Annotated in this window: 25 protein-coding genes; all 25 read right to left on the bottom strand. The window is 65.3% G+C overall.

From position 1 onward, the window contains the following. Positions 1-6 precede the first annotated feature (6 nt). Positions 7-549, bottom strand: coding sequence for a 50S ribosomal protein L5 (gene rplE, locus ACJ7VY_RS03645; RefSeq protein ID WP_104938140.1), 543 nt, complete (start codon positions 547-549; stop codon positions 7-9). Positions 550-560: 11 nt separating this feature from the next. Beyond that, positions 561-878, bottom strand: coding sequence for a 50S ribosomal protein L24 (rplX, locus tag ACJ7VY_RS03640; RefSeq protein ID WP_054663326.1), 318 nt, complete (start codon positions 876-878; stop codon positions 561-563). Between the two features lie 16 nt (positions 879-894). Then, positions 895-1,263: a 50S ribosomal protein L14 gene (rplN, locus tag ACJ7VY_RS03635; protein WP_003479595.1), complete on the bottom strand. Its 369-nt coding sequence runs from the start codon at positions 1,261-1,263 to the stop codon at positions 895-897. 12 nt (positions 1,264-1,275) lie between these two features. Then, complete coding sequence (gene rpsQ, locus ACJ7VY_RS03630; RefSeq protein WP_055767498.1) at positions 1,276-1,545, bottom strand: 30S ribosomal protein S17; 270 nt, start codon at positions 1,543-1,545, stop codon at positions 1,276-1,278. 11 nt (positions 1,546-1,556) lie between these two features. Beyond that, entirely contained in the window at positions 1,557-1,742 is a 186-nt protein-coding gene (gene rpmC / locus ACJ7VY_RS03625; protein ID WP_055767495.1) for a 50S ribosomal protein L29, read from the bottom strand. Beyond that, the gene (gene rplP / locus ACJ7VY_RS03620) at positions 1,742-2,155 is read right to left on the bottom strand and encodes a 50S ribosomal protein L16 (protein ID WP_054663318.1); all 414 of its coding nucleotides are present in this window, start codon (positions 2,153-2,155) and stop codon (positions 1,742-1,744) included. Before rplP ends, rpmC begins: the two co-directional genes overlap by 1 nt. A 5-nt stretch (positions 2,156-2,160) precedes the next feature. After that, positions 2,161-2,895, bottom strand: a complete 735-nt coding sequence (rpsC, locus tag ACJ7VY_RS03615; protein WP_054663315.1) for a 30S ribosomal protein S3 — start codon at positions 2,893-2,895, stop codon at positions 2,161-2,163. A 2-nt stretch (positions 2,896-2,897) separates the two neighbouring features. Then, positions 2,898-3,233, bottom strand: a complete 336-nt coding sequence (gene rplV, locus ACJ7VY_RS03610; RefSeq protein WP_409476380.1) for a 50S ribosomal protein L22 — start codon at positions 3,231-3,233, stop codon at positions 2,898-2,900. A 12-nt stretch (positions 3,234-3,245) separates the two neighbouring features. Beyond that, on the bottom strand, positions 3,246-3,515 hold the full coding sequence (rpsS, locus tag ACJ7VY_RS03605; protein WP_104938139.1) for a 30S ribosomal protein S19: 270 nt from the start codon (positions 3,513-3,515) through the stop codon (positions 3,246-3,248). Between the two features lie 6 nt (positions 3,516-3,521). Then, a complete protein-coding gene (gene rplB / locus ACJ7VY_RS03600) occupies positions 3,522-4,349 on the bottom strand; it encodes a 50S ribosomal protein L2 (protein ID WP_056931946.1) in 828 nt (275 codons plus the stop codon). A gap of 10 nt (positions 4,350-4,359) precedes the next feature. After that, positions 4,360-4,659 carry a 50S ribosomal protein L23 gene (gene rplW, locus ACJ7VY_RS03595; protein ID WP_054663307.1) on the bottom strand — a complete coding sequence of 100 codons (300 nt, stop codon included), beginning with the start codon at positions 4,657-4,659 and terminating at the stop codon, positions 4,360-4,362. After that, positions 4,656-5,261, bottom strand: a complete 606-nt coding sequence (rplD, locus tag ACJ7VY_RS03590) for a 50S ribosomal protein L4 (RefSeq protein ID WP_054668595.1) — start codon at positions 5,259-5,261, stop codon at positions 4,656-4,658. The genes rplW and rplD overlap by 4 nt, the downstream gene beginning before the upstream one ends. Positions 5,262-5,273: 12 nt before the next feature. Beyond that, positions 5,274-5,924, bottom strand: a complete 651-nt coding sequence (rplC, locus tag ACJ7VY_RS03585) for a 50S ribosomal protein L3 (protein ID WP_054663304.1) — start codon at positions 5,922-5,924, stop codon at positions 5,274-5,276. 11 nt (positions 5,925-5,935) lie between these two features. Further along, the gene (gene rpsJ / locus ACJ7VY_RS03580) at positions 5,936-6,247 is read right to left on the bottom strand and encodes a 30S ribosomal protein S10 (RefSeq protein ID WP_005408208.1); all 312 of its coding nucleotides are present in this window, start codon (positions 6,245-6,247) and stop codon (positions 5,936-5,938) included. 399 nt (positions 6,248-6,646) lie between these two features. Next, positions 6,647-9,379, bottom strand: coding sequence for a M14 metallopeptidase family protein (locus tag ACJ7VY_RS03575; RefSeq protein WP_409476379.1), 2,733 nt, complete (start codon positions 9,377-9,379; stop codon positions 6,647-6,649). A gap of 407 nt (positions 9,380-9,786) precedes the next feature. Continuing rightward, on the bottom strand, positions 9,787-10,977 hold the full coding sequence (tuf, locus tag ACJ7VY_RS03570) for an elongation factor Tu (RefSeq protein ID WP_056931948.1): 1,191 nt from the start codon (positions 10,975-10,977) through the stop codon (positions 9,787-9,789). Between the two features lie 54 nt (positions 10,978-11,031). After that, the gene (fusA, locus tag ACJ7VY_RS03565; RefSeq protein WP_161613296.1) at positions 11,032-13,161 is read right to left on the bottom strand and encodes an elongation factor G; all 2,130 of its coding nucleotides are present in this window, start codon (positions 13,159-13,161) and stop codon (positions 11,032-11,034) included. 139 nt (positions 13,162-13,300) lie between these two features. Next, on the bottom strand, positions 13,301-13,768 hold the full coding sequence (rpsG, locus tag ACJ7VY_RS03560; RefSeq protein ID WP_104938134.1) for a 30S ribosomal protein S7: 468 nt from the start codon (positions 13,766-13,768) through the stop codon (positions 13,301-13,303). 12 nt (positions 13,769-13,780) lie between these two features. Continuing rightward, on the bottom strand, positions 13,781-14,155 hold the full coding sequence (rpsL, locus tag ACJ7VY_RS03555; RefSeq protein WP_004145320.1) for a 30S ribosomal protein S12: 375 nt from the start codon (positions 14,153-14,155) through the stop codon (positions 13,781-13,783). A 250-nt stretch (positions 14,156-14,405) separates the two neighbouring features. Continuing rightward, entirely contained in the window at positions 14,406-18,632 is a 4,227-nt protein-coding gene (gene rpoC / locus ACJ7VY_RS03550; protein ID WP_161613295.1) for a DNA-directed RNA polymerase subunit beta', read from the bottom strand. A gap of 90 nt (positions 18,633-18,722) precedes the next feature. After that, positions 18,723-22,916 (bottom strand): DNA-directed RNA polymerase subunit beta, encoded by a 4,194-nt coding sequence (rpoB, locus tag ACJ7VY_RS03545; protein ID WP_409476378.1) that lies wholly within the window; start codon positions 22,914-22,916, stop codon positions 18,723-18,725. A gap of 308 nt (positions 22,917-23,224) precedes the next feature. After that, positions 23,225-23,593, bottom strand: coding sequence for a 50S ribosomal protein L7/L12 (gene rplL, locus ACJ7VY_RS03540; RefSeq protein ID WP_054663288.1), 369 nt, complete (start codon positions 23,591-23,593; stop codon positions 23,225-23,227). 63 nt (positions 23,594-23,656) lie between these two features. After that, positions 23,657-24,190 (bottom strand): 50S ribosomal protein L10, encoded by a 534-nt coding sequence (rplJ, locus tag ACJ7VY_RS03535; protein ID WP_104938131.1) that lies wholly within the window; start codon positions 24,188-24,190, stop codon positions 23,657-23,659. A gap of 383 nt (positions 24,191-24,573) precedes the next feature. After that, complete coding sequence (gene rplA, locus ACJ7VY_RS03530) at positions 24,574-25,272, bottom strand: 50S ribosomal protein L1 (RefSeq protein ID WP_054663283.1); 699 nt, start codon at positions 25,270-25,272, stop codon at positions 24,574-24,576. Between the two features lie 4 nt (positions 25,273-25,276). Then, positions 25,277-25,705, bottom strand: a complete 429-nt coding sequence (gene rplK, locus ACJ7VY_RS03525) for a 50S ribosomal protein L11 (protein ID WP_054663281.1) — start codon at positions 25,703-25,705, stop codon at positions 25,277-25,279. Between the last annotated feature and the right edge of the window lie 166 nt (positions 25,706-25,871).

Here is a 25,871-nt window from a genome sequence, read left to right as displayed (position 1 = left end):
GACGGATCAGTTACGGAACGGGAACTTGAACGCTGCCAGCAGCGCCTTCGCTTCCGCGTCGGTCTTGGCGGTGGTGGTGATGGCGATATCCATGCCGCGGATCGCGTCGACGGCGTCGAAGTCGATTTCCGGGAAGATGATCTGTTCCTTCACGCCCATGTTGTAGTTGCCGCGACCGTCGAACGAACGACCCGACACGCCGCGGAAGTCACGCACGCGCGGCAGCGAGATGTTGATCAGGCGATCCAGGAATTCGAACATGGTGTTGCGGCGCAGGGTGACCTTGCAACCGATCGGCCAGCCATCGCGGATCTTGAACGAGGCCACCGAGATGCGCGACTTGGTGACCACCGGCTTCTGGCCGGTGATCTTGGTCATGTCGGCCACGGCGTTCTCGAGCACCTTCTTGTTGGTCGCGGCTTCGCCGACGCCCATGTTGACGGTGATCTTGACCAGCTTCGGCACTTCCATCGGATTGGTGTAGCCGAACTGCTTCATCAGCGCCGGCACCACTTCTTCCTTGTAGATTTTTTCGAGACGGGAAGTCATCAGCTCATTCCTCAGGCGTCAATCGCCTCACCGCTGGAGCGGAACACACGCAGTTTGCGTCCATCCTCCAGCACCTTGAAGCCAACGCGCTCGCCCTTGCCCGAAGCCGGGTTCAGGACATTGACGTTGGAGATATGGATCGAAGCTTCACGCTCGACCACGCCGCCGGCAACGCCTGCCTGCGGGTTCGGCTTGGTGTGGCGCTTGACGATGTTCACGTTGGCGACGACCACGCGGTCGCCGTCGACGCGGACGACTTCGCCCTGCTTGCCCTTGTCCTTGCCGGTGTTGACGACGACCTGGTCGCCCTTCTTGATACGGTTAGCCATGATTATCTCCTGTCGCTCACAGCACTTCGGGAGCGAGCGAGACGATCTTCATGAACTTCTCGGAACGAAGTTCACGGGTCACCGGCCCGAAGATACGGGTGCCGATCGGCTCCTGCTTGTTGTTCAGCAGGACCGCGGCGTTGCCGTCAAAACGGATCAGCGAACCGTCGGCGCGACGCACACCCTTGCGGGTACGCACCACGACGGCGTCGTACACTTCGCCCTTCTTGACCTTGCCGCGCGGAATCGCGTCCTTCACGGTGACCTTGATGATGTCGCCGATGTGGGCATAACGGCGCTTCGAGCCGCCCAACACCTTGATGCACATCACTTCCTTGGCACCGGAGTTGTCAGCGACGTCGAGGTAGCTCTGCATCTGAATCATGATTCAGGCTCCTTATTTCGCTGCGCGGGTGATGATTTCCACCACCCGCCAGTTCTTGGTCTTGGACAGCGGCGCAATCTCGGTCACACGCACGAAATCACCTTCGTTGCAGGTGTTCTCGGCGTCGTGAGCGTGCAGCTTGGTCGAGCGCTTGATGTACTTGCCGTACAGGGCGTGCTTGACCTGGCGCTCCACCAACACGGTGACCGTCTTGTCCATCTTGTTGCTGACGACACGACCTTCGACCGTGCGCAGCGTCTTGCTTTCAGTATTTTCGCTCATCGCAGCCATCCTTACTTCGTGCTGCCGATCAGGTGCTTGACGCGAGCGATCTCGCGGCGCACCCGGCGGGTTTCGTGGGTCTTCGGCAGCTGGCCGGTGGCGGCCTGCATGCGGAGCGAGAACTGCTCCTTGCGCAGGTCGACCAGGTGGGCCTTCAGTTCGTCAGCCGACTTCTCGCGGAGTTGTTTGATGTCCATCAGCGCACCGTCCGGGTCACGAAAGTAGTGGTGACCGAGAGCTTGGCCGACGCCAGGCGGAACGCCTCGCGCGCCACTTCCTCGGAAACACCCTCGATTTCATAGATCATGCGGCCCGGCTGGATCTGGGCGACCCAGTACTCCACGCCACCCTTACCGGCACCCATTCGGACTTCGATGGGCTTCTTGGTGATGGGCTTGTCCGGGAAAACGCGGATCCACATCTTGCCGCCACGCTTGACGTAACGGCTGATCGAACGACGGGCCGCTTCGATCTGGCGCGCGGTCAGCTGGCCGTGAGCGGTGGCCTTCAGGCCGTACTCACCGAAGCTGACGGCATTGGCGCTCCAGCTCAGGCCGTCGTTGCGGCCCTTGAACATCTTGCGGTATTTGGTTCGCTTGGGTTGCAACATTGCCGTTACCTCGCTTCACGAGCCGGGCGCGACGGACGGTCGGCACGGTCGCCACGATCATTGCGATCGCTGCGCGGGCTGTCGTCCTGCTTTTCCTGGCCAACCTGGGAGAAATCGAAGACCTCGCCCTTGTAGATCCAGACCTTGATGCCGATGATGCCGTAGGTGGTGCTGGCCTCAGCGAAACCGTAGTCGATGTCGGCGCGGAGGGTGTGCAGCGGCACGCGGCCTTCGCGGTACCACTCCGAACGGGCGATTTCAGCGCCGTTCAAGCGGCCAGCCACGTTGACCTTGATGCCCAGGGCACCCAGGCGCATCGCGTTGCCGACCGCACGCTTCATCGCGCGGCGGAACATGATGCGACGCTCCAGCTGCTGCGCGATCGACTCGGCGACCAGCTGCGCGTCCAGCTCCGGCTTGCGCACTTCGGTGACGTTGATGTGCGCCGGGACGCCCATCACTTCGCTCACTTCCTTGCGCAGCTTCTCGATGTCCTCACCACGCTTGCCGATCACCACGCCCGGGCGGGCGGTGTGGATCGTCACGCGCGCGGTCTTGGCCGGACGCTCGATCAGGATCTTGGAGATACCGGCCTGCGCCAGCTTCTTGCGAAGCATCTCGCGGACCTTCAGGTCGGCCGCCAGGTAGCTGGCGAACTCGGCCTTGTTGGCGTACCACTTGGAGTTCCAGTCCTTGGCGATGCCCAGGCGGATACCAATCGGATGAACTTTGTGACCCATCGTTATTTGCCCTCGCCCACGACCACGGTGATGTGGCTGGTGCGCTTGAGAATGCGCGTGCCGCGGCCCTTGGCGCGGGCCATGAAGCGCTTCAGGCTCGGACCTTCATCAACCATGATGGTCTTGACCTTCAGCTCATCGACGTCGGCGCCCTGGTTGTTCTCGGCGTTCGCGATGGCCGACTCCACCACCTTCTTGATGAGGGCGGCGGCCCTCTTGTCCGAGAACTTCAGCAGATTGACCGCACGCTCGGCCGGAAGGCCGCGCACCTGGTCAGCGACCAGACGGGCCTTCTGCGGGGAGATGCGCGCGGTGCGCAGGATTGCTTTCGCTTCCATCGTCATCTCTCCTTACTTGCCCGACTTCTTGTCAGCACCGTGACCCTTGAAGGTCCGGGTGATGGCGAATTCGCCGAGCTTGTGGCCGACCATGTTCTCGTTGACGAGAACCGGTACGTGGTTCTTGCCGTTATGCACGGCGATGGTGATGCCTACCATTTCCGGCAGGATCATCGAACGGCGCGACCAGGTCTTGATCGGCTTCTTGCTGCCCGCAGCGGCCTCCACCTTCTTGACGAGGTGGTGATCGACGAACGGGCCCTTCTTGAGTGAACGTGCCATGGTCGATTAGCCCCTACGATCGCGGACGATGAACTGCTGGGTGCGCTTGTTATGGCGCGTCTTGTAACCCTTGGTCGGGACACCCCACGGGGTGACCGGATGCGGATTACCCTGGCCGGCCTTGGCCTCACCACCACCGTGCGGGTGGTCCACCGGGTTCATGGCGGCACCGCGGACGGTCGGGCGGACACCGCGCCAACGCTTGGCGCCGGCCTTGCCCAGCTTCTCCAGGTTGTGCTCGTCGTTGCCGACTTCACCGATGGTGGCGCGGCACTCGACCGGCACCTTGCGCATTTCACCCGAGCGCAGGCGCAGGGTGGCGTAGATGCCTTCGCGAGCCACCAGCTGCACCGAAGCACCGGCGGCGCGGGCGATCTGGGCGCCCTTGCCCGGCTTCAGCTCGATGCCGTGGATGGTGGTACCGACCGGGATGTTGCGCAGCGGCAGGGTGTTGCCGGTCTTGATCGGCGCATGCGCGCCGGAGATGACCTGGTCACCCGCCTTCAGGCCCTTCGGGGCGATGATGTAGCGGCGCTCACCGTCGACGTAGCACAGCAGGGCGATGTGGGCGGTGCGGTTCGGATCGTATTCGATGCGTTCCACGCGCGCCGGAATGCCTTCCTTGTTGCGCTTGAAGTCGATGATGCGGTAGTGCTGCTTGTGGCCACCACCCACGTGACGGGTGGTGATGCGGCCATGGTGGTTGCGACCACCGGACTTGCTCTGCGACTCCACCAGCGCCGCGTGCGGTGCGCCCTTGTGCAGATCGGGCGTGACCACGCGCAGGGCCGAACGACGGCCTGCGGAGGTGGGCTTGAATTTCATCAATGGCATGGGATGTACCTCAGGCCTTGGCCGTTACATCGATGGACTGGCCATCGGCCAGACGCACGTACGCCTTGCGCCAATCGCCGCGACGGCCAGCGCGGTTACGGAAGGACTTGCTCTTGCCCTTGACGTTGACCACGTTGACGGCCTCGACCTTGACGTCGAACAGCTGCTCGACCGCGGCCTTCACATCGGCCTTGGTTGCTTCGTTCGAGACTTCGAAGACGTACTGGTTGGAGAGTTCCTGCAGGCGCGCGGTCTTTTCGGAGACTCGCGGAGCGCGCAGCACGCTGAAGATTTTTTCGTTGCTGCTCATGCCAGCCACTCCTCGACCTTCTTGACCGCATCGGCGGTGATGACGACCGTGTCGGCACCCACCAGCGCGACCGGATCCAGGCCCTGCACGTCACGCACCTGCACGTAGGGCAGGTTGCGGGCCGACAGGTACAGATGCTCGGACGCCTCTTCGGTGACGATCAGCGGACGCTTGCCCACTTCCAGGCCAGCCAGCTTGCCGATCAGACCCTTGGTGCTGGTCGCTTCCACGTCGAAGGACTCGACGATGGTCAGGCGGCCCTGGCGGTTCAGCTCGGACAGGATGGCGCACATGGCGGCGCGGTACTGCTTGCGGTTGACCTTCTGCTCGAAGCTGCGCGGCTTGGCCGCGAAGGTGACGCCACCGCCGACGAAGATCGGAGCGGTCAGGGCACCGTGGCGAGCGCCACCACCCTTCTGCTTCTTCGACTTCTTGGTGGTGCCGGCCACTTCAGAGCGCGTCTTCTGTGCCTTGGTACCGGCGCGAGCGGCGTTGCGGTAGGCAACGACGACCTGGTGGACCAGATCCTCGCTGAAATCGCGACCGAACACGGCTTCGGAGACCGAGACCTTGTTGTTGCTACCCGTGATAACGAGTTCCATCGTCATCTCTCCTTATGCCTTGCTCGCCGGACGCACGATCACGTCGCCACCGGCAGCGCCCGGAACGGCACCACGGACGGCAATCAGACCACGCTCGACGTCGACCTTGACCACTTCCAGGTTCTGCGTGCTCTGCTGCACGGCACCCATGTGGCCGGCCATCTTCTTGCCCGGGAAAACGCGACCCGGGGTCTGGCGCTGGCCCAACGAACCCGGCGCGCGATGCGACAGCGAGTTACCGTGGGTGGCGTCGCCCATGGTGAAGTTGTAGCGCTTGATGGTGCCCTGGAAGCCCTTGCCCTTGGTGACACCCTGGACGTCGACCTTCTGGCCAACGGCAAAGATGTCCGCCTTGACTTCGCCACCGACGGCGTAATCGCCGATCTGGGCGTCCTCGACGCGGAATTCCCACAGGCCACGGCCGGCTTCGACCTTGGCCTTGGCGAAGTGGCCGGCTTCCGGCTTGTTTACCAGGGCGGCGCGACGGGCGCCAACGGTCACCTGCACGGCGCTGTAGCCGTCGGTCTCGACGGTCTTGACCTGCGCGATGCGGTTCGGGGTGGCTTCGATCAGGGTCACCGGGATGGACTGGCCGTCTTCGGTGAAAACGCGGCTCATGCCGGCCTTGCGGCCCACGAAGCCCAACGAATACTTCTTCGTCATGGTCGCAGTCCTCAGGTCAGCTTGATCTGAACGTCGACGCCGGCAGCCAGTTCGAGCTTCATCAGCGCGTCCACGGTCTTGTCGTTGGGGTCGACGATGTCGAGCACGCGCTTGTGCGTGCGGGTTTCGTACTGGTCACGCGCGTCCTTGTCGACGTGCGGGGAAACCAGAACGGTGTAACGTTCGATCTTGGTCGGCAGCGGGATCGGGCCACGCACTTGCGCGCCGGTCCGCTTGGCCGTTTCAACGATCTCGCTGGCCGAGCGGTCGATCAAGCGATGATCGAACGCCTTCAGCCGAATCCGGATCTTTTGGTCCGCCATGACGGTGTTCCTATAGGTCTAAAGAGCGACAGGCCCGGCCTCTTGTGTACCGGACCCCATGAATGCGCGGCCACACCACCCGGCCGGCGCACGAATCCCTTCAAAACAGCAGGGCGGCCCGGTTTCCCGGCCCGCCCCAGACGCAAACAAACGCGCAGAAAGCGCCCCGATGCCCTGGAGCGACCCACGCGACCTGTCCTTAGTCTGGCGAATACGAAGCGCGTCCTGCCCTTCATTTCGCTGGTTGCGGGGCCCATGCAAGCATGAGCCCCGCGAGTGGTCGTGCATTCTGTCAGCATTCCCGGGGCTTTGCAAGTCCCGGGGGCCGCCTGCCTCTTGCGCTTCAGCTGCCGGCCATGCTTGGCCGGCGGCGGCGGGGGCCATGCCGGCCCCGACGCCTCATTGCGGGTCGGCCGCGGTCTGCAGCAGGCTGTTGAACAGCAGCTTGAACGAGCCGTGGGCCTGCGCGCGGAAGGTGATGTCCGTGCCGAAGAAGGTCAGGCGCCCGGCGCCGACGTCGGCCTCGGCGGCCAGCACCCCGCCCTGCAGGTACTCCTGGCCCCAGGCCCAGCCGCTGCGCAGCGGGGTGGCCGTATCGAAGCGCAGCAGCGGACGGATGTCGGCGCGGTCGGCCGGCAGGTCGAACACCGGCGCATTGTCCCAGCGGCCGTCGGAGAAGTACACGTCCAGCCGCGGCGGCAGCCCCCAGTTGAGTGCGCGCGACTTGTCCACCGCCACCTGCAGCACGCTGCCGGGGATGTAGTACTCGCGCTGGCTCAGGGCCCTGGGCTGGCCATCGGCGCCGGCCACCTGCAGGTGGCTGCGCAGCGGCAGGCCCAACTGCAGCGCCAGCCCGCTGGACGAGCCGGTCGCCACGACATGGCCGCCCGCCTGCAGGAAACGGCGCAGTGCCGCGACCGCGGCCTCGCCCTGCAGCTCGCCCAGCAGCAGGTGGAACTCGGCCGGGAGGGTGGCCGGATCCGGCGAGGCCGGGGCGCGACCGGCCCGGCCCTCGACCGCCAGCTCCGCCGGCAGCGGCAGCGCGCCACTGGGCAGGATCAGCACGTCGAACCGGCTGCGCAGGTCGCCGTCGAGGATCTGCCGCGGGTACACCACCTCATAGTCGAAGCCGAAGCTGTCCAGGACCAGCCGGGTCCAACCGGACACCATGGAGCCGCCGTAGTGGTCCCACAGCGCGATCCGCGGCGCCTTCACCGGCACGCCGCCAGTGACCCGCCGGTCGGCGGCAAGCGCCCGCACGCCGGTCCCGCGCAGGGCGGCGGCCAGCGCGTCGGGCGCGGCCGCCGGCACGAAGAAGGCGCCGTCGCGGTCCTGCAGGCGCCGCACCGGCATGCCCGCCTTCAGCAGGCGATTGACCGCGATCACGCTGTTGTTGGCACGCGCATCCAGTAGGTAGCCATTGGCCGAACCCGGCACCGGCACATCGGCCGGCACCTGCAGCTGCCCGGCCGGCAGCGCCTCGAAGGGGCCGTCGAAGCCCTCCAGCACGCGGTCGAAGGCCACGCCCATCTGGAAGGCCAGCGTCCAACCGGCCGAGTCGTAGGGCGCGATCGGCGGGCCGCCCTCGTACTCGAAGTCATGTGGATGGTCCTGCGGCTCGAACATGTCCAGCACGTGTGGCCGGAAGGCCTGGTCGGCCCGGACCACGAACGAGCCGGCCGGGTACCGACGGCCGGCCACCGCGAACGGCCGGCTGGCGCGCGACACCTCCACACCCGCCAGCTGCAGCGCATTGACGAAGGCCGTCGCGGTCGGGAAGTCCGCCTGGTCGGCCGGAATGATGTAGCCGCGCGGATCCCGCTGGTCCGGACTGCGCAGCAGCGCGTCGACCTGGGCGGCATCAAGCTCCGCGGCAGGCTTGCCGTCCTTGCCGGCCGCGACGCGGGCGGCGGCCAGCGCACTCGGGCGCGGGGTCCAGGTGTCGCGGCTGCCGCGCTCGATGGCGTTGCGGCCCATGCGGTAGATGTTCCACAGCAGCTGTTCGCGATTGCGCGAGGCATAGTCCAGCAACGCCCAGTTGGCGGTCAGGCTGTAGTCGATGGACTGGCGGAAATGCCAGGTCTGCGCCGGCACCGGTGCCGGCAGGTTGCTGTCCGGCAGCTGCCGCTCGGGCAGGAACGGGATCTGCATCGGCGTCGGGTTGCCGGTGATCTCGGTCAGCACGCCGAGCATGTTGTGGAAGTACGGCATGGTGCGCAGGCCGCCATTCCACCAGGTGGAATACACACTGCCACCCTTGGACACCGCGCCGGGCTTGCCCTCCTGCAGGTAACGCAGGTTCATCGCCGAGCCCAGCGCTTCCAGCCCGACCGGGATCATCGCGTCGATGTTGTAGTTGTACGGGTCGCGGTACGGCGGGATGACGATGACCGTGCCCTTGGGCGAGGTCTGGTGGTGGTTGTAGACGATCTGCGGGTACCAGCGCGTGTACATGGCCAGGTTGAGGTTGCGCGTTTCCTGCAGCGCGGCCATGTAGAAGTCGCGGTTGTTGTCGTGCCCGGCGTACTTCTGGTACAGGCGCGGCGGCTTGTCTAGCACGCGTTTGGCCGGCACCGGCTCGCGCATGTACCAGTCCGAGTACAGCTCCTGTCCGTCCGGGTTGGCGTGGACCAGCAGGATGATGGTGTCGTCGAGGATCCGGCGGGTCTCGGCATCGTCGCGGCTGGCCAGCTGCCACACGGTCTCGATCAGCTGGTGCGCACCGACCGTTTCGTTGGCATGCAGGCCACCGTCGATCCACACCACCGCCTTGCCCTGCTCCGCCAGCCCGCGCGCGACCGCGGCGTCGTCGCGCGCCCGCGCCAGTCGTTCGGAGATGGCGCGGTACTCGTCGAGGCGCGCCAGGTTGGCCGGCGCCGAAGCGATCAGCATCAGCTGCGGGCGCCCTTCCGACGTCCTGCCCAGCTCCACCAGCCGGAAGCGGTCCGACGTGGCCGCGACCTTCCGGAAATAGGCTTCGGTCTGGGTGTAGTTGGCGAGCATGTAGTCATCGCCGATGGTGAAGCCGAAGTGCTCCTTCGGTGCCGGCACCGCTGCCTGCGCCACCGCCGCGAACGCCGCCAGCGCCACTGCAAGCGCCCGGCGCCGCCCCTGTCCCACTCCTCGCAACATCCGTCTTCTCCTTCGTTTGTCCTGCCGGCGGCCGACGCCGCCACATGCGGCACCTTAGGGGCATCCATCGCCGGATTCACGTAGCGAAGGTCATGCCGGCCGTACCGGATTGCGGCGCGCCGTGCGCACCCCACGGATACAAGAGCGGGAAAGCGGGCGTTTTCCGCCATCGGCGACCGCAGGGCGCGGCACCCGGCGTGAGCGCCGCCCGCGCCCAGGCGCCACGCCCGCATCCGCCGCTCCGGGCATGGGCCGGGCAGCCGCCCAGCCGGGCACGGCCGCCTGCGCCTGCCGGCATCGCCGTGCGCACGCCCCGGCAAGACCGCCGGCATCCGACCGCGACAACGAAAAAGGGCGGCCCGGAGGCCGCCCTTGTCCGACGCTCCCCGCGAACGGGGAAAACGCGATTACTTGGTGATCTTGGCGACGACGCCGGCACCGACGGTGCGGCCGCCTTCGCGGATGGCGAAGCGCAGGCCTTCGTCCATCGCCACCGGGTTGATCAGCGTGACCGACATCTTCACGTTGTCGCCCGGCATCACCATCTCGACGCCTTCCGGCAGCTGCACGGCGCCGGTGATGTCGGTGGTACGGAAGTAGAACTGCGGACGGTAGCCCTTGAAGAACGGGGTGTGACGGCCACCTTCGTCCTTGGACAGCACGTACACCTCGGCTTCGAACTCGGTGTGCGGGGTGATCGAACCCGGCTTGGCCAGCACCTGGCCGCGCTCCACGTCGTCACGCTTGGTGCCGCGCAGCAGCAGGCCCGCGTTGTCGCCCGCCTGGCCCTGGTCCAGCAGCTTGCGGAACATTTCCACGCCGGTGACGGTGGTCTTCTGGGTCGGGCGGATGCCGACGATTTCGATTTCGTCACCCACCTTGATGATGCCGCGCTCGATACGGCCGGTCACCACGGTGCCGCGGCCCGAGATCGAGAACACGTCTTCCACCGGCATCAGGAACGGCTTGTCGATGTCGCGCTCCGGGGTCGGGATCCAGCTGTCCAGTGCATCGACCAGCTTCAGGATCGCCGGCACGCCGATGTCGCTCTGGTCGCCTTCCAGCGCCAGACGGGCCGAACCGTGCACGATCGGGGTGTCATCGCCCGGGAAGTCGTACTTGCTCAGCAGCTCGCGCACTTCCATCTCGACCAGTTCCAGCAGCTCGGCGTCGTCCACCATGTCGGCCTTGTTCAGGAACACGACGATGTACGGCACGCCGACCTGGCGCGACAGCAGGATGTGCTCGCGGGTCTGCGGCATCGGGCCGTCGGCGGCCGAGCACACCAGGATCGCGCCGTCCATCTGCGCCGCACCGGTGATCATGTTCTTCACGTAGTCGGCGTGGCCCGGGCAGTCCACGTGCGCGTAGTGGCGGGTCGCGGATTCATACTCGACGTGCGCGGTCGAGATCGTGATGCCACGTGCCTTCTCTTCCGGCGCGGCGTCGATCGAGGAGTAGTCCTTGAACTCGCCACCGAAACGCTCGGCACCGATCTTGGTCAGCGCGGCGGTCAGCGTGGTCTTGCCATGGTCGACGTGGCCGATGGTGCCGACGTTGACGTGCGGCTTGGTACGCTCGAACTTACCCTTGGACATTTTGATATTCCTTGATTAGCTGAAAGTTGTGTGGAGAACCTGAGCCCCGCGGGCTCAGGCCTTCTTGATGACGGTTTCGGCGATGTTGTTCGGCGCCGGCTCGTAGTGGTCGAACTCCATCGAGAACGTGGCGCGACCCTGGGTCATCGAACGCAGCTGGGTGGCGTAACCGAACATTTCGCCCAGCGGGATCATCGCATTGATGACAACGCCCGAAACGCTGGTGTCCGAACCCTGCAGCACGCCGCGGCGACGGCTCACGTCGCCCATCACGTCGCCCTGGTAGTCCTCCGGGGTCACGATCTCGACCTTCATGATCGGCTCCAGCAGCACCGGCTTGGCCTTGGCGAAGCCCTGCTTGAACGCCATCGAGGCGGCCAGCTTGAACGCCATTTCCGAGGAGTCGACGTCGTGGTACGAACCGAACACCAGCTTGACCTTCACGTCCACCACCGGGAAGCCGGCCAGCGGGCCGCTGGTGATGGTCTCGCGCAGGCCCTTTTCGACCGACGGGATGAATTCCTTCGGAATCACGCCACCGGTGATCTCGTTCAGGAACAGGAAGTCGTCCTTGATGTCGGCGCCGTGCTTCTCGCGGTCGGCGGCGGTGATCGGGGACATCTCGATCACGACGTGACCGTACTGGCCCTTACCACCGGACTGCTTGGCGTGCTTGTAGTCCGACTTCACGTCCGCGGCCTGGATGGTCTCGCGGTACGCGACCTGCGGTTTGCCGACGTTGGCTTCGACGTTGAACTCGCGCTTCAGGCGGTCGACGATGATGTCCAGGTGCAGCTCGCCCATGCCCGAGATGATCGTCTGGCCCGACTCTTCGTCGGTCTTGACGCGGAACGACGGGTCTTCCTGCGCCAGACGGCCCAGGGCCATGCCCATCTTTTCCTGGTCGGACTTGGTCTTCGGCTCGACCGCCATGGAGATCACCGGCTCCGGGAACGCCATGCGCTCCAGGACGATCGGGGCGTCGATGGCGCACAGGGTGTCACCGGTGGTGACGTCCTTCAGGCCCACCGCCGCGGCGATGTCGCCGGCCAGCACTTCCTTGATCTCTTCGCGGTTGTTGGAGTGCATCTGCAGCACGCGGCCGATGCGCTCCTTCTTGTTGCGCACCGAGTTCAGCACCTGGTCGCCGGCGTTCAGCACGCCCGAGTAGACGCGGAAGAAGGTCAGCGAACCCACGAACGGGTCGGTCATGATCTTGAACGCCAGCGCCGAGAACGGGGCCTTGTCGCTGGATTCGCGCGACATTTCCTTGCTCTCGTCGTCGATGTCGGTGCCCTTGACCGCCGGCACGTCGACCGGCGACGGCAGCAGCTTGATGACGCCGTCGAGCATGGCCTGCACGCCCTTGTTCTTGAACGCCGAGCCGCAGAACATCGGCACGATCTCGGTCGCCAGCGTACGGATACGCAGGGCGTTGTAGATCTCGTCCTCGGTCAGCTCCTCGCCGCCCAGGTACTTTTCCATCAGCTCTTCGCTGGCTTCGGCGGCCGACTCGACCATGAACGCGCGCGCTTCCTCGGCCTGGGCCTGCAGCTCAGCCGGGATGTCGCGGTACTCGAAGCTCATGCCCTGGGACTTCTCGTCCCACGCGATGGCCTTCATCTTCACCAGGTCGACCACGCCCTGGAAGTTGTCCTCGGCACCCACCGGGATCTGCATCGGCACCGGCACGGCACCCAGGCGGGCCTTCAGCTGGTCACGGACCTTGAAGAAGTTGGCGCCGGTGCGGTCCATCTTGTTGACGAACGCGATGCGCGGCACGTGGTACTTGTTGGCCTGGCGCCACACCGTCTCGGACTGCGGCTGCACGCCACCGACGGCGCACAGCACGAACACCGCGCCGTCGAGCACGCGCAGCGAACGCTCGACTTCGATGGTGAAGTCGACGTGCCCGGGGGTATCGATGATGTTGAAGCGGTGCTCCGGCATGGACTTGTCCATGCCCTTCCAGAACGCGGTGGTGGCAGCGGACTGGATCGTGATGCCACGCTCCTGCTCCTGCTCCATCCAGTCCATGGTGGCGGCGCCATCGTGCACCTCACCCAGCTTGTGGCTCTTGCCGGTGTAGAACAGGATGCGCTCGGACGTGGTGGTCTTGCCGGCATCGATGTGGGCCATGATGCCGAAGTTGCGGTAACGCTCGATGGGAGTGGTGCGGGCCACGGGGAGCCTCTCAGATTTTTCGGATTTCGGAATGGCCGAACGCCGCCTTTCGGCGGCCTTCGGGTTGACGCGGCGATTCTGCCACCGCGAGGTGACACCCAGATGGTGTCACCGGCCTGTGTTCACAAGGCCTTCAAACTCACCAGCGGTAGTGCGCGAACGCCTTGTTCGCTTCCGCCATGCGGTGGGTTTCTTCACGCTTCTTGATGGCGCCGCCACGGTTTTCCGAGGCGTCCAGCAGCTCGGCGGCCAGCTTGCGCGGCATCGAGTTCTCGCCGCGCTTGCGGGCCGACTCAATCAGCCAGCGCATGGCCAGCGCCATCTTGCGCGAGGCGCGCACTTCGACCGGCACCTGGTAGGTGGCGCCGCCGACACGGCGGGACTTCACTTCGACGGCCGGAGCCACGTTGTCCAGCGCCTTCTGCACCAGCTCGATGGCATTCGGATTCTTTTCGCCGATCACGTCCATGGCGCCGTACACGATCTTCTCGGCGACCGACTTCTTGCCGCTCTGCATGACCATGTTGATGAAGCGGGCGATGGTTTCGCTTCCGTGCTTCGGATCGGGCAGGACGGAACGCTGCGGAGTATTACCCTTACGCGACATAGTGCTCTCTCCTTAGGCCTTCGGACGCTTGGCGCCGTACTTGGAACGGGCCTGGCGACGCTTGGCGACGCCGGCGGCGTCGAGCGAGCCGCGAACGGTGTGGTAACGCACACCCGGCAGGTCCTTGACGCGACCGCCGCGGATCAGGACCACGGAGTGCTCCTGCAGGTTGTGGCCTTCACCACCGATGTAGGAAATGACCTCTTCCTGGTTGGTCAGGCGGACCTTGGCAACCTTGCGCAGAGCCGAGTTCGGCTTCTTCGGGGTGGTGGTGTAGACACGGGTGCAGACGCCACGGCGCTGCGGGCACTTGTCGAGCGCCGGCGAGGCACTCTTGTAGGTGGTCGCTTGCCGCGGCTTGCGGACCAGCTGGTTGATCGTCGCCATCAGTAGGTTCTTCTGATTGGGGCCGCAAAAACGGCCAGATGCGGAAAATGGAAAGCAGGCCCGAAATTCAGGCCTGCCGAGACAGACGATTGTAGCAACCCGTCCAGAACGCAGTCAAACGCGCCCCTTCCAGGCCAGCCCTGATCCCGGGCCGTTACAGGGGGGCCTCCATGTACCCCGTTCAGGTTGAACCACCGGCCCGGGCGGACCGGCGGTTCTTCAAAGCGCCCGGCCAATGGCCGGACCTACCTCACTCCTCGCCGCCTGCAGCCTGTTCAGCTTCAGCCGACGCAACCTCCGACTCGACCGCCACTGCCGTACCGGCCAGGGTCTCGATCTCCGACTCGGTCAGGCCGGAGGCGCCGCGACGGCGCTTGGTGTGGTACGCAAGACCGGTACCGGCCGGAATCAGGCGGCCGACGATCACGTTTTCCTTCAGGCCGCGCAGGTTGTCCGCGGTGCCGCGCACGGCCGCCTCGGTCAGCACGCGGGTGGTCTCCTGGAACGACGCGGCCGAGATGAACGACTCGGTCGCCAGCGAGGCCTTGGTGATGCCCAGCAGCACCGGCTCGAAGCGGGCCGGCAGCTCGTTGCGGGTCACCAGCTTGGCATTTTCCTCGATCACGCGCTGGCGCTCGGCCTGCTCGCCATTGAGGAACTTGCTGCCGCCCTGGTCGACGATCTCGACCTTGCGCAGCATCTGGCGCGAGATCACCTCGATGTGCTTGTCGTTGATCTTCACGCCCTGCAGGCGGTACACATCCTGGATTTCCTTGACCAGGTAGCGCGCCAGCTCCTCCACGCCCTTCAGGCGCAGGATGTCCTGCGGGCTCGGCTCGCCGTCCACGATGGTTTCACCGCGGCTGACGTGCTCGCCTTCGAACACGATGATCTGGCGGTACTTCGGAATCAGCTCCTCGTGCTCGGAACCATCGGTGTCCTTGATGATCAGGCGCTGCTTGCCCTTGGTGTCCTTGCCGAAGCTGATGATGCCCGAACGCTCGGCAAGGATCGCCGGATCCTTCGGCTTGCGCGCCTCGAACAGGTCGGCCACGCGCGGCAGACCACCGGTGATGTCGCGGGTCTTGGACGCTTCCTGCGGGATCTTGGCGACCACGTCGCCCACGCCCACCGGGGCGCCGTCCTGCAGGTTGACGATCGAGCGCGGCGGCAGCAGGTACTGCGCCGGCAGGTCGGTGCCCGGGATGGTCAGGTCGTTGCCCTTGGCATCGACGATGCGCACCAGCGGACGCAGATCCTTGGCTTGCGAGCCACGACGCTTCGGATCGGTGATCTCGCGCGAGGCCAGGCCGGTCAGCTCGTCGGTCTTCTCGATGACGGTGACGCCGTCGATGAAGTCGATGAAGCGGATGAAGCCGGCCACTTCCGACACGATCGGGTGGTTGTGCGGATCCCAGTTGGCCACGGTCTGGCCGGCCTTGATCTCGGCACCGTCCTTGACCGTGATGGTGGCACCGTACGGCAGCTTGTAGCGCTCGCGCTCGCGGCCGTGGGCGTCGAGCACCGACACTTCGCCCGAACGCGACACCGCCACCAGCGAACCGTTGGCGTGGTCGACGTGCTTGAGGTTGTTGAACTTCACCGAACCGGTGGTCTTGACCGTGATGTTGTCCACCGCCGCCGCACGCGATGCCGCGCCACCGATGTGGAACGTACGCATGGTCAGCTGGGTACCCGGCTCACCGATCGACTGCGCGGCGATGACGCCGACCGCTTCGCCGATGTTGACCAGGTGGCCACGGGCCAGGTCGCGGCCGTAGCAGCGCGAGCACACGCCGAACGAGCTTTCGCAGGTGATGGTCGAGCGCACCTTGATCGACTGCACGCCGGCGTCCTCGAGCTTCTGCACCCAGGCTTCGTCGAGCAGCGTGTTGCGGGTGACGATCGGATCCTCGTCGTTGCCCGGCAGGAACACGTCCTCGGCCACGACGCGGCCCAGCACGCGGTCCTTCAGCGGCTCGACCACGTCACCGCCTTCCACGATCGGGGTCATGGTCAGGCCATCGACGGTACCGCAGTCGACTTCGGTGATCACCACGTCCTGCGCCACGTCGACCAGGCGGCGGGTCAGGTAACCGGAGTTCGCGGTCTTCAGCGCGGTATCGGCCAGACCCTTACGGGCACCGTGGGTGGAGTTGAAGTACTCCTGCACGTTCAGGCCTTCGCGGAAGTTCGCCTTGATGGGCGTCTCGATGATCGAGCCATCCGGGCGCGCCATCAGGCCACGCATGCCGGCCAGCTGGCGGATCTGCGCCTGGCTACCACGGGCGCCGGAGTCGGCCATGATGTACAGCGAGTTCATCGACTTCTGGTCGACCAGCTTGCCCTCGGCGTCCTCGACCTTTTCGGTACCGATGGTTTCCATCATCGCCTTGGCGATGCGCTCGTTGGTACGCGACCAGATGTCGACCACCTTGTTGTAGCGCTCGCCGGCGGTGACCAGGCCCGACTGGTACTGCTCCTGGATTTCCAGCACTTCCTGCTCGGCTTCGCCCAGGATGCCCTTCTTCTCGTCCGGGATCAGCATGTCGTCGATGCCGATCGACACGCCGGCGCGGGTCGCGTAGGCGTAGCCGGTGTACATCAGCTTGTCGGCGAACACCACGGTGTCCTTCAGGCCGAGCAGACGGTAGCTCTGGTTGATCAGGCGCGAGATGTTCTTCTTGGTCATCTCGGTGTTGCACAGCTCGAACGGCAGGCCCTCGGGCATGATCTCGCTCAGCAGCGCACGGCCGACGGTCGTGTCCTGGATCGAGGTCCTGCTGACCTTGTTGCCCTGTTCGTCGCGCTCGACCTGGGTGATGCGCACCTTGACCTTGGCGTGCAGCTCAACCACGCGGTTGTCGTAGGCGCGCTTCACTTCGTTGGTGTTGGCGAACACCATGCCCTCGCCCTTCTTGTTGATCAGGGCGCGGCTGAGGTAGTACAGGCCCAACACCACGTCCTGCGACGGCACGATGATCGGCTCGCCGTTGGCCGGCGACAGGATGTTGTTGGTGGACATCATCAGCGCACGCGCTTCCAGCTGGGCTTCCAGCGAAAGCGGCACGTGCACGGCCATCTGGTCACCGTCGAAGTCGGCGTTGAACGCGGTGCAGACCAGCGGGTGCAGCTGGATCGCCTTGCCTTCGATCAGCAGCGGCTCGAACGCCTGGATGCCGAGGCGGTGCAGGGTCGGCGCGCGGTTCAGCAGCACCGGATGCTCGCGGATGACTTCTTCCAGGATGTCCCAGACCTCGCCTTCCTCGCGCTCGACCAGCTTCTTGGCGGCCTTGATGGTGGTGGCCAGGCCGCGACGCTGCAGCTTGGCAAACACGAACGGCTTGAACAGCTCCAGCGCCATCTTCTTCGGCAGGCCGCACTGGTGCAGCTTCAGGTACGGACCGACGGTGATCACCGAACGGCCCGAGTAGTCCACGCGCTTGCCGAGCAGGTTCTGGCGGAAGCGACCCTGTTTGCCCTTGATCATGTCGGCCAGCGACTTGAGCGGGCGCTTGTTGGTGCCGGTGATGGCGCGGCCGCGGCGGCCGTTGTCCAGCAGCGCGTCAACCGATTCCTGCAGCATGCGCTTTTCGTTGCGCACGATGATGTCCGGCGCGTTGAGCTCCAGCAGGCGGCGCAGGCGGTTGTTGCGGTTGATGACGCGGCGGTACAGGTCGTTCAGGTCGGAGGTCGCGAAGCGGCCACCGTCCAGCGGCACCAGCGGGCGCAGGTCCGGCGGCAGCACCGGCAGCACGGTCATGACCATCCATTCCGGACGGTTGCCCGATTCCAGGAAGGCCTCGACCAGCTTGATGCGCTTGGTCAGGCGCTTGAGCTTGGTTTCCGAACCGGTGGAGGCGATCTCCTCCTTCAGCTTCACCATCTCGGCCTGCAGGTCGATGGTGCGCAGCAGCTCGTACACGGCCTCGGCGCCCATGGCGGCGTCGAAGTCGTCACCGTGCTCCTGCCGCGCCTGCAGGTACTGCTCTTCGGTCAGCAGCTGGCGGCGCTCCAGGGCGGTCAGGCCCGGCTCGGTCACCACGTACGCTTCGAAGTACAGCACGCGCTCGATGTCGCGCAGGGTCATGTCCAGCATCAGGCCGATGCGCGACGGCAGCGACTTGAGGAACCAGATGTGGGCGACCGGCGAAGCCAGGTCGATGTGGCCCATGCGCTCGCGGCGCACCTTGGCCAGGGTCACTTCGGTGCCGCACTTCTCGCACACGACGCCGCGGTGCTTCATGCGCTTGTACTTGCCGCACAGGCACTCGTAGTCCTTCACCGGGCCGAAGATGGCGGCGCAGAACAGGCCGTCGCGTTCCGGCTTGAAGGTGCGGTAATTGATGGTTTCCGGCTTCTTCACCTCGCCGAAGGACCACGAGCGGATCAGGTCCGGCGAAGCCAGGCCGATCTTGATCGCGTCGAAGTCCAGCGTCTGGCGCTGCTGGTTGAAGAGATTGAGCAGGTCTTTCATGGTGTTCTCCGAAAGGAGGAATGCTGTGTCGATGGGCTGTCAGGGCGCTGCCGGCGGCGCCGCCGCATCACTGCGGCGGCGCCTGCTCGATCAGTTGTCTTCCAGTTCCATGTTGATGGCCAGGGAGCGGATTTCCTTCACCAGCACGTTGAAGGACTCCGGCATGCCCGCGACCATCTCGTGCTCGCCGTCGACGATGTTCTTGTACATCTGGTTGCGGCCCTGCACGTCGTCGGACTTCACCGTCAGCATTTCCTGCAGGGTGTAGGCCGCGCCGTAGGCTTCCAGCGCCCAGACTTCCATCTCACCGAAGCGCTGGCCGCCGAACTGCGCCTTGCCGCCCAGCGGCTGCTGGGTGACGAGCGAGTACGGACCGGTCGAACGGGCGTGCATCTTGTCGTCGACCAGGTGGTTCAGCTTCAGGTAGTGCATGTAGCCGACGGTGGTCTTGCGGTCGAAAGCCTCGCCGGTGCGGCCGTCGTACAGCTGCATCTGCGTCTTGCTGGCGTTGAAGCCCAGCTGCTCGGTGTCCTTGTCGCCATCCGGGTATGCCAGGTTCAGCATCTCGCGGATCTCGTCCTCGTGCGCGCCGTCGAACACCGGGGTCGCCATCGGCACGCCGTCGGTCAGATTCTTGGCCAGCGCCACCAGCTCCTCGTCGCTGAACTGCGACAGGTCGACGCGATCACCGGACAGCTTGCTGTCGTGGTTGTAGATCTTGCCGAGGAACTCGCGCAGCTCGCTCACCGCGCGCTGCTGCTCCAGCATCTTCTGGATGCGCTTGCCCAGGCCCTTGGCGGCCCAGCCCAGGTGCACTTCGAGGATCTGGCCGATGTTCATGCGCGACGGCACGCCCAGCGGGTTCAGGCAGATGTCCACCGAGGTACCGTCGGCCATGTACGGCATGTCCTCGACCGGCACCACGTTGGAGACCACACCCTTGTTGCCGTGGCGGCCTGCCATCTTGTCGCCCGGCTGGATGCGGCGCTTCACCGCCAGGAACACCTTGACCATCTTCAGCACGCCCGGGGCCAGATCGTCGCCCTGGGTGATCTTGCCGCGCTTGTCGGCGAAGCGGCGCTCAAACTCCTTCTCGTGCGCCTGGATCTGCTTCTGGGCGCGCTCGATGGCTTCCGAAGCGTCCTCGTCCTTCATGCGCAGGGTGAACCAGTCGGCCTTCTTCAGGCCGTCCAGGAAGGCGTCGGTGATGGTGTCGCCCTTCTTCAGGCCGGCACCGCCATTGGCCACCTTGCCCACGATCTGCGAACGCAGGCGCGCGTAGATCGCCGCTTCCAGGATGCGGAACTGGTCGTCGAAGTCCTTCTTGACGCGCTTGATCTCGTTCTCTTCGATCTGGCGCGCGCGCTTGTCCTTCTCGATGCCGTCGCGGGTGAAGACCTGCACGTCGATGACGGTGCCGTCCATGCCCGGCGGCACGCGCAGCGAGCTGTCCTTAACGTCGGACGCCTTCTCGCCGAAGATCGCGCGCAGCAGCTTCTCTTCCGGGGTCAGCTGGCTCTCGCCCTTCGGCGTGACCTTGCCCACCAGGATGTCGCCGGCGCGGACTTCCGCACCGATGTACACCACGCCGCTCTCGTCCAGGCGGTTCAGCGCCTGCTCGGAGACGTTCGGGATGTCGGCCGAGATTTCCTCCGGCCCCAGCTTGGTGTCGCGCGCGACGCAGGTCAGCTCCTCGATGTGGATCGTGGTGTAGCGATCCTCTTCCACCACGCGCTCGGAGAGCAGGATGGAGTCTTCGAAGTTGTAGCCGTTCCACGGCATGAACGCGATCAGCATGTTCTGGCCCAGGGCCAGCTCGCCGATGTCGGTCGACGGACCGTCGGCCAGCACGTCGCCGCGGGCGATGACGTCGCCCACCTTCACCAGCGGACGCTGGTTGATGCAGGTGTTCTGGTTCGAGCGGGTGTACTTGATCAGGTTGTAGATGTCGACGCCGGCGTCGGTGGCGTCGGTGATCTCGTTCTCGTTGACCTTGACCACGATGCGGCCGGCGTCGATCTGCACGATCTCGCCACCGCGACGGGCATTCACGGTCACGCCCGAGTCACGCGCCACGGCACGCTCGATGCCGGTGCCGACCAGCGGCTTCTGCGCACGCAGGGTCGGAACGGCCTGGCGCTGCATGTTCGCGCCCATCAGTGCGCGGTTGGCGTCGTCGTGCTCCAGGAACGGCACCAGCGCCGCGGCGACCGACACGGTCTGCATCGGCGAGACGTCCATGAAGTGCACTTCCGCCGGCGGCTTCAGCAGCGACTCGCCCTGGTAACGGCACGGCACGAACTGCTCGGTGAGCATGTTCTTGGCATCGGTCAGGGCGTTGGCCTGGGCGATGACGTACTCGTTCTCCTCGATCGCCGACAGGTACTCGACGTCGTCGGTGACCTTACCGTCCACGACCTTGCGGTACGGCGTCTCGAGGAAGCCGTACTGGTTGGTGCGGGCGAACACCGCCAGCGAGTTGATCAGGCCGATGTTCGGGCCTTCCGGGGTTTCGATGGTGCAGACGCGGCCGTAATGGGTCGGGTGCACGTCGCGGACTTCGAAGCCGGCGCGCTCGCGGGTCAGGCCGCCCGGGCCCAGCGCCGAGACGCGACGCTTGTGGGTCACTTCCGACAGCGGGTTGTTCTGGTCCATGAACTGCGACAGCTGCGAGGAGCCGAAGAACTCCTTGATGGCAGCGGCGACCGGCTTGGCGTTGATCAGCTCCTGCGGGGTCAGGCCCTCGGACTCGGCCATCGACAGGCGCTCCTTGACCGCGCGCTCGACGCGGACCAGGCCCACGCGGAACACGTTCTCGGCCATTTCGCCGACCGAACGCACGCGGCGGTTGCCCAGGTGGTCGATGTCGTCGACCACGCCACGGCCGTTGCGGATCTCGGTCAGGACCTTGATCACGTCCAGGATGTCGGAACCGTCGCCATGGGTGGAGACCAGGCGCTTGGATTCTTCGTCGTTGCGCTCGCCGAAGTACTTGCTGTCGTACAGCACGGCTTCGCCGGTGACTTCCTTGCGGCCGACGCGACGGTTGAACTTCATGCGGCCGACCGTCGACAGGTCGTAGCGCTCGAAGGTGAAGAACAGGTTGTGGAACAGGTTCTGCGCGGCGTCCTTGGTCGGCGGCTCGCCCGGGCGCATCATGCGGTAGATCTCGACCAGGGCCTCGAGCTGGGTCTTGGTCGGGTCGATGCGCAGGGTGTTGGACAGGTACGGGCCACGGTCCAGGTCGTTCACCCACAGGGTGCCGACCGCGTCGACGCCGGCCTTGCGGAAGTTCTGCAGCTGTTCTTCGGTGATCTCGTCGTTGGCCTGGGCCAGCAGTTCGCCGGTGTTGGCGTCGACCACGTCGTGCGACAGGATGCGGCCGACCAGGTAGTCGTCCGGCACGGCCAGCGCGGCGATGCCCGAGGCCTGCAGCTGCTTGACGTGGCGCGCGGTGATGCGCTTGCCGGCTTCCACGATGACCTTGTCGCCATCGGCCAGGTCGAAGCCCAGGGTCTCGCCGCGCAGGCGTTCGGCCACCAGCTCCAACTGCACGCCCTCGCCTTCCGGCAGGATGTGGAAGGTGTTGATGTCGAAGAACTCGTTGAGCATTTCTTCGTTGTTGTAGCCGAGCGCGCGCAGCAGGATCGACACCGGCAGCTTGCGGCGGCGGTCGATACGGGTGAACAGCGCGTCCTTCGGGTCGAACTCGAAGTCCAGCCAGGAGCCGCGGTAGGGAATGATGCGGGCGCTGTACAGCAGCTTGCCCGAGCTGTGGGTCTTGCCGCGGTCGTGGTCGAAGAACACGCCCGGCGAACGGTGCAGCTGCGAAACGATGACGCGCTCGGTGCCGTTGACGATGAAGGTGCCGTTGTCGGTCATCAGCGGGATTTCGCCGAGGTAGACCTCCTGCTCCTTCACGTACTTGATCGCCTTGGTGGACGATTCCTTGTCGTAGATGACCAGGCGCACGGTCACGCGCAGCGGCGCGCCGTAGCTCATGCCACGCTGGCGGCACTCGCGCTCGTCGAACACCGGCTCGCCCAGCTTGTAGCCCACGTACTCCAGGGCGGCGTTGCCGCTGTAGCTGGAGATCGGGAACACCGACTTCAGCGCGGCATGCAGGCCGTGGTCGGAGCGCTTGGCCGGGTCAACGTTTTCCTGCAGGAACTCGCGGTAGGAGTCGACCTGGATGGCGAGCAGGAACGGCACCTCGAGGATCGAGCGCTGCTTGCCGAAATCCTTGCGGATGCGCTTTTTTTCGGTGTACGAATAGGACGTCATGGGATCTTCCACCTTGTTGTGCGGGCCGTGCGTCCACGACCCGGAAGGGAACTTTTAAATTGTCAGTTGGAAGTCGCTGGTATTGCCGGCACCAGCACGCCTTCTCCCGCTACTTCCAACTGCCAACTCGTCTGCCTGCCGCCCTGCCCGCCGCGCGATGCGCGGGCCGGCCGGGGTTGGAACGCAGCCCGTGTTAGGCTTTTCACCGCACCGGGCATGCCCGGCTCTACAACGACCAAAGGCCGGGGGCTTTAGGCCCCCAGCCCTGGCTGCATCGCCGTGATTCGATGGCGACGCAAGGGAACTGCTTACTTCAGCTCGACGGTGGCGCCGGCGGCTTCCAGTTCCTTCTTGAACTTCTCGGCGTCTTCCTTCGAAGCGCCTTCCTTCACGACGCCACCGGCCTCGGCCAGATCCTTCGCTTCCTTCAGGCCCAGGCCGGTGATGGCGCGCACGGCCTTGATGACTTCGACCTTCTTGGCGCCGGCATCCTTCAGGATGACGTTGAACTCGGTCTGCTCTTCGACGGCAGCGGCCGGGCCGGCAGCGGCGACGGCCATGACCGGGGCGGCGGCGGAAACGCCGAACTTGTCTTCGATGGCCTTGACCAGCTCCATCACTTCCATCAGGGACTTCTCGGCGATGGCGTCGACGATCTGTTCGTTGGTAAGGGACATTTTGATTACCTTTGGAAAATATTCTGGATTGAGGTTCTATTCAGAACCACGGGAACGTCGAACTCAGGCGGTTTCAGCGGCCGGCTCGGCAGCTTCGACAGCCGCACCACCGTTCTGCTTCTCACCAACAGCCTTGACGGCGCGCGCGAACATGGTGACCGGCTCGGTCAGGACGCGGGCCAGCATGGCCAGGGCCTGATCACGGGTCGGCAGCGATGCCAGCACGTCGACGTGGCTGGCCGGGAAGATTTCCCCACCGATCGCCACGACCTTCGCCTTCAGCTTGTCGTTGCCCTTGGCTGCTTCCTTGATCAGGCGACCGGCGGCGCCGGGCTCCTCGAGCGAAAACGCATACAGCAGCGGACCGACCATCTGGTCCTTAGCGACTGCGAAATCGGTGCCTTCGACGGCGCGCGCGGCCAGCGTGTTCTTGACAACCTTCAAGAAAACGCCGGTTTCGCGGGCCTGCTTGCGCATCGCGGTCATCTGGGCGACCGTGGTGCCAGCGTATTCGGCTGCGATCAAGGAGTGGGCCTTGGCGGCGACGTCTGCCAGTTCGGCGACTACTTCTTGCTTCTGGGACAGATTGAGAGCCATTGCACTCCTCCAATTGAACTCCGCTTACGGCTCCTGCCGTGTGCGGTCCTGTGCGGCATCCGTCCTGGACGCCGGGAACATCGGGATGATGCTCCGGGGGTGGGCCGTTCTAGACCTGGAGTGGGCCAACCTGGGAAACCCAGACGTGCGTGAACCAGAAAAACTCCAGAAGGGCACCATCTACGCAGGGTGATTCCGGGGAATCGATTAAGCGATCCCGCTATACCGGCGGCGACTCCTTGCCAGATCGAGCTTCCCTGCCCGTCGCCGGTATGCGCTGACCGCGCCTGCGGTCTTTGACGGCTACCGCGGACGATGCACTGCCCGCGATGCCTTCAAATGTCACGGCCACGGCACCGAGGCGCCGCATCCGCTTGAAACAATTACTTCAGGGTCAGCGACGACTGGTCGACGGTGACGCCCGGGCCCATCGTCGAGCTGACCGAAACCTTCTGCAGGTAGGTGCCCTTCGAGGTGGCCGGCTTGGCCTTGATCAGGTCCAGCAGCAGCGCCTGCAGGTTCGACTGCAGCGCGGCGTTGTCGAAGCTGGCCTTGCCGATGGTGCAGTGGATGATGCCGGCCTTGTCGGTGCGGTAACGGACCTGGCCCGACTTGGCGTTCTTCACGGCTTCGCCCGGGTTCGGGGAAACGGTGCCGACCTTCGGGTTCGGCATCAGGCCGCGCGGGCCCAGCACGGTGCCCAGCTTGCCGACGACGCGCATGGCGTCCGGGGTCGCGATGACCACGTCGTAGTTCAGGTCGCCGGCCTGCATCTTCTCGGCCAGGTCGTCCATGCCGACGGCTTCGGCGCCCGCGGCCAGGGCTTCGTCAGCCTTGGCGCCGGCCGGGGCGAACACCGCCACGCGCACCGACTTGCCGGTACCGGCCGGCAGCACGGTCGAACCGCGCACCTGCTGGTCGGACTTCTTCGCGTCCACGCCCAGGCGCACGGCGACGTCGATCGACTCGACGAACTTGGCCTTGGTGGCGGTCTTCAGGATGTTGATCGCGTCCTCGAAGGCGTAGCTCTTGCCCGGGACGACGGCGGCCTTGATGGCCTTCTCACGCTTGGTCTGTGCCATCTGATTAACCCTCCACCACCAGGCCCATGGAACGGGCCGAGCCCGCGATCGTACGCACGGCGGCGTCCAGGTCGGCAGCCGTCAGGTCCGGCTCCTTCGCCTTGCAGATTTCTTCAAGCTGCTTGCGGGTGACCTTGCCCACCTTGTCGGTGTTCGGGCGCTTGGAGCCGGAGGTGATGCCCGCCGCCTTCTTGAGCAGCACGGTGGCCGGGGTGCTCTTGGTGATGAAGGTGAAGGTACGGTCCGAGTAGGCCGTGATGATCACCGGCACCGGAATACCCGGCTCCAGCTTCTGCGTGGCGGCATTGAACGCCTTGCAGAACTCCATGATGTTCAGGCCGCGCTGACCCAGCGCGGGACCGACCGGCGGCGAGGGGTTGGCCTGACCGGCCTTCACCTGCAGCTTGATGTAACCGACAACTTTCTTTGCCATTTGAGTGCTCTCCGGGTGCTAGCGCCTTGCGACAACAGGCTCCCCATCGGACCGGGAATCACGCGTCCCGGCATCGCGTTTTGAAATCTTGGAATCGCGGCAAAGGCCACCTCGCGGCGGCCTTTGGTCTCAGCCCCTTTCAGGGAGCCGGTAATTCTAGCAGTTT

Source organism: Stenotrophomonas sp. Y-13 (assembly GCF_046267925.1).
GTDB classification, from domain to species: Bacteria; Pseudomonadota; Gammaproteobacteria; order Xanthomonadales; family Xanthomonadaceae; genus Stenotrophomonas; species Stenotrophomonas acidaminiphila_A.
This window is presented reverse-complemented; position numbering and strand designations above follow the sequence as displayed.

Excerpts from the sequence above, each read along its gene's own strand:
- rplV (WP_409476380.1), bottom strand. The coding sequence starts at position 3,233 with ATGGAAGCGAAAGCAATCCTGCGCACCGCGCGCATCTCCCCGCAGAAG.
- rpoB (WP_409476378.1), bottom strand. The coding sequence starts at position 22,916 with ATGACGTCCTATTCGTACACCGAAAAAAAGCGCATCCGCAAGGATTTC.
- rplE (WP_104938140.1), bottom strand. The coding sequence starts at position 549 with ATGACTTCCCGTCTCGAAAAAATCTACAAGGAAGAAGTGGTGCCGGCG.
- rplL (WP_054663288.1), bottom strand. The coding sequence starts at position 23,593 with ATGTCCCTTACCAACGAACAGATCGTCGACGCCATCGCCGAGAAGTCC.
- rpmC (WP_055767495.1), bottom strand. The coding sequence starts at position 1,742 with ATGGACATCAAACAACTCCGCGAGAAGTCGGCTGACGAACTGAAGGCC.
- rplC (WP_054663304.1), bottom strand. The coding sequence starts at position 5,924 with ATGACGAAGAAGTATTCGTTGGGCTTCGTGGGCCGCAAGGCCGGCATG.
- rpsJ (WP_005408208.1), bottom strand. The coding sequence starts at position 6,247 with ATGGCGGACCAAAAGATCCGGATTCGGCTGAAGGCGTTCGATCATCGC.
- rpoC (WP_161613295.1), bottom strand. The coding sequence starts at position 18,632 with ATGAAAGACCTGCTCAATCTCTTCAACCAGCAGCGCCAGACGCTGGAC.
- rplB (WP_056931946.1), bottom strand. The coding sequence starts at position 4,349 with ATGCCATTGATGAAATTCAAGCCCACCTCCGCAGGCCGTCGTTCGGCC.
- tuf (WP_056931948.1), bottom strand. The coding sequence starts at position 10,977 with ATGTCCAAGGGTAAGTTCGAGCGTACCAAGCCGCACGTCAACGTCGGC.
- rplK (WP_054663281.1), bottom strand. The coding sequence starts at position 25,705 with ATGGCAAAGAAAGTTGTCGGTTACATCAAGCTGCAGGTGAAGGCCGGT.
- rplW (WP_054663307.1), bottom strand. The coding sequence starts at position 4,659 with ATGAGCAGCAACGAAAAAATCTTCAGCGTGCTGCGCGCTCCGCGAGTC.
- rplN (WP_003479595.1), bottom strand. The coding sequence starts at position 1,263 with ATGATTCAGATGCAGAGCTACCTCGACGTCGCTGACAACTCCGGTGCC.
- rpsL (WP_004145320.1), bottom strand. The coding sequence starts at position 14,155 with ATGGCGACGATCAACCAGCTGGTCCGCAAGCCGCGGCAAGCGACCACC.
- rplX (WP_054663326.1), bottom strand. The coding sequence starts at position 878 with ATGGCTAACCGTATCAAGAAGGGCGACCAGGTCGTCGTCAACACCGGC.
- rplD (WP_054668595.1), bottom strand. The coding sequence starts at position 5,261 with ATGGAACTCGTTATCACGGGTAGCAACAACAAGGTCTCGGTCTCCGAA.
- rplP (WP_054663318.1), bottom strand. The coding sequence starts at position 2,155 with ATGTTGCAACCCAAGCGAACCAAATACCGCAAGATGTTCAAGGGCCGC.
- ACJ7VY_RS03575 (WP_409476379.1), bottom strand. The coding sequence starts at position 9,379 with ATGTTGCGAGGAGTGGGACAGGGGCGGCGCCGGGCGCTTGCAGTGGCG.
- rpsG (WP_104938134.1), bottom strand. The coding sequence starts at position 13,768 with ATGTCGCGTAAGGGTAATACTCCGCAGCGTTCCGTCCTGCCCGATCCG.
- rpsC (WP_054663315.1), bottom strand. The coding sequence starts at position 2,895 with ATGGGTCACAAAGTTCATCCGATTGGTATCCGCCTGGGCATCGCCAAG.
- rplJ (WP_104938131.1), bottom strand. The coding sequence starts at position 24,190 with ATGGCTCTCAATCTGTCCCAGAAGCAAGAAGTAGTCGCCGAACTGGCA.
- rpsQ (WP_055767498.1), bottom strand. The coding sequence starts at position 1,545 with ATGAGCGAAAATACTGAAAGCAAGACGCTGCGCACGGTCGAAGGTCGT.
- rpsS (WP_104938139.1), bottom strand. The coding sequence starts at position 3,515 with ATGGCACGTTCACTCAAGAAGGGCCCGTTCGTCGATCACCACCTCGTC.
- rplA (WP_054663283.1), bottom strand. The coding sequence starts at position 25,272 with ATGGCACAGACCAAGCGTGAGAAGGCCATCAAGGCCGCCGTCGTCCCG.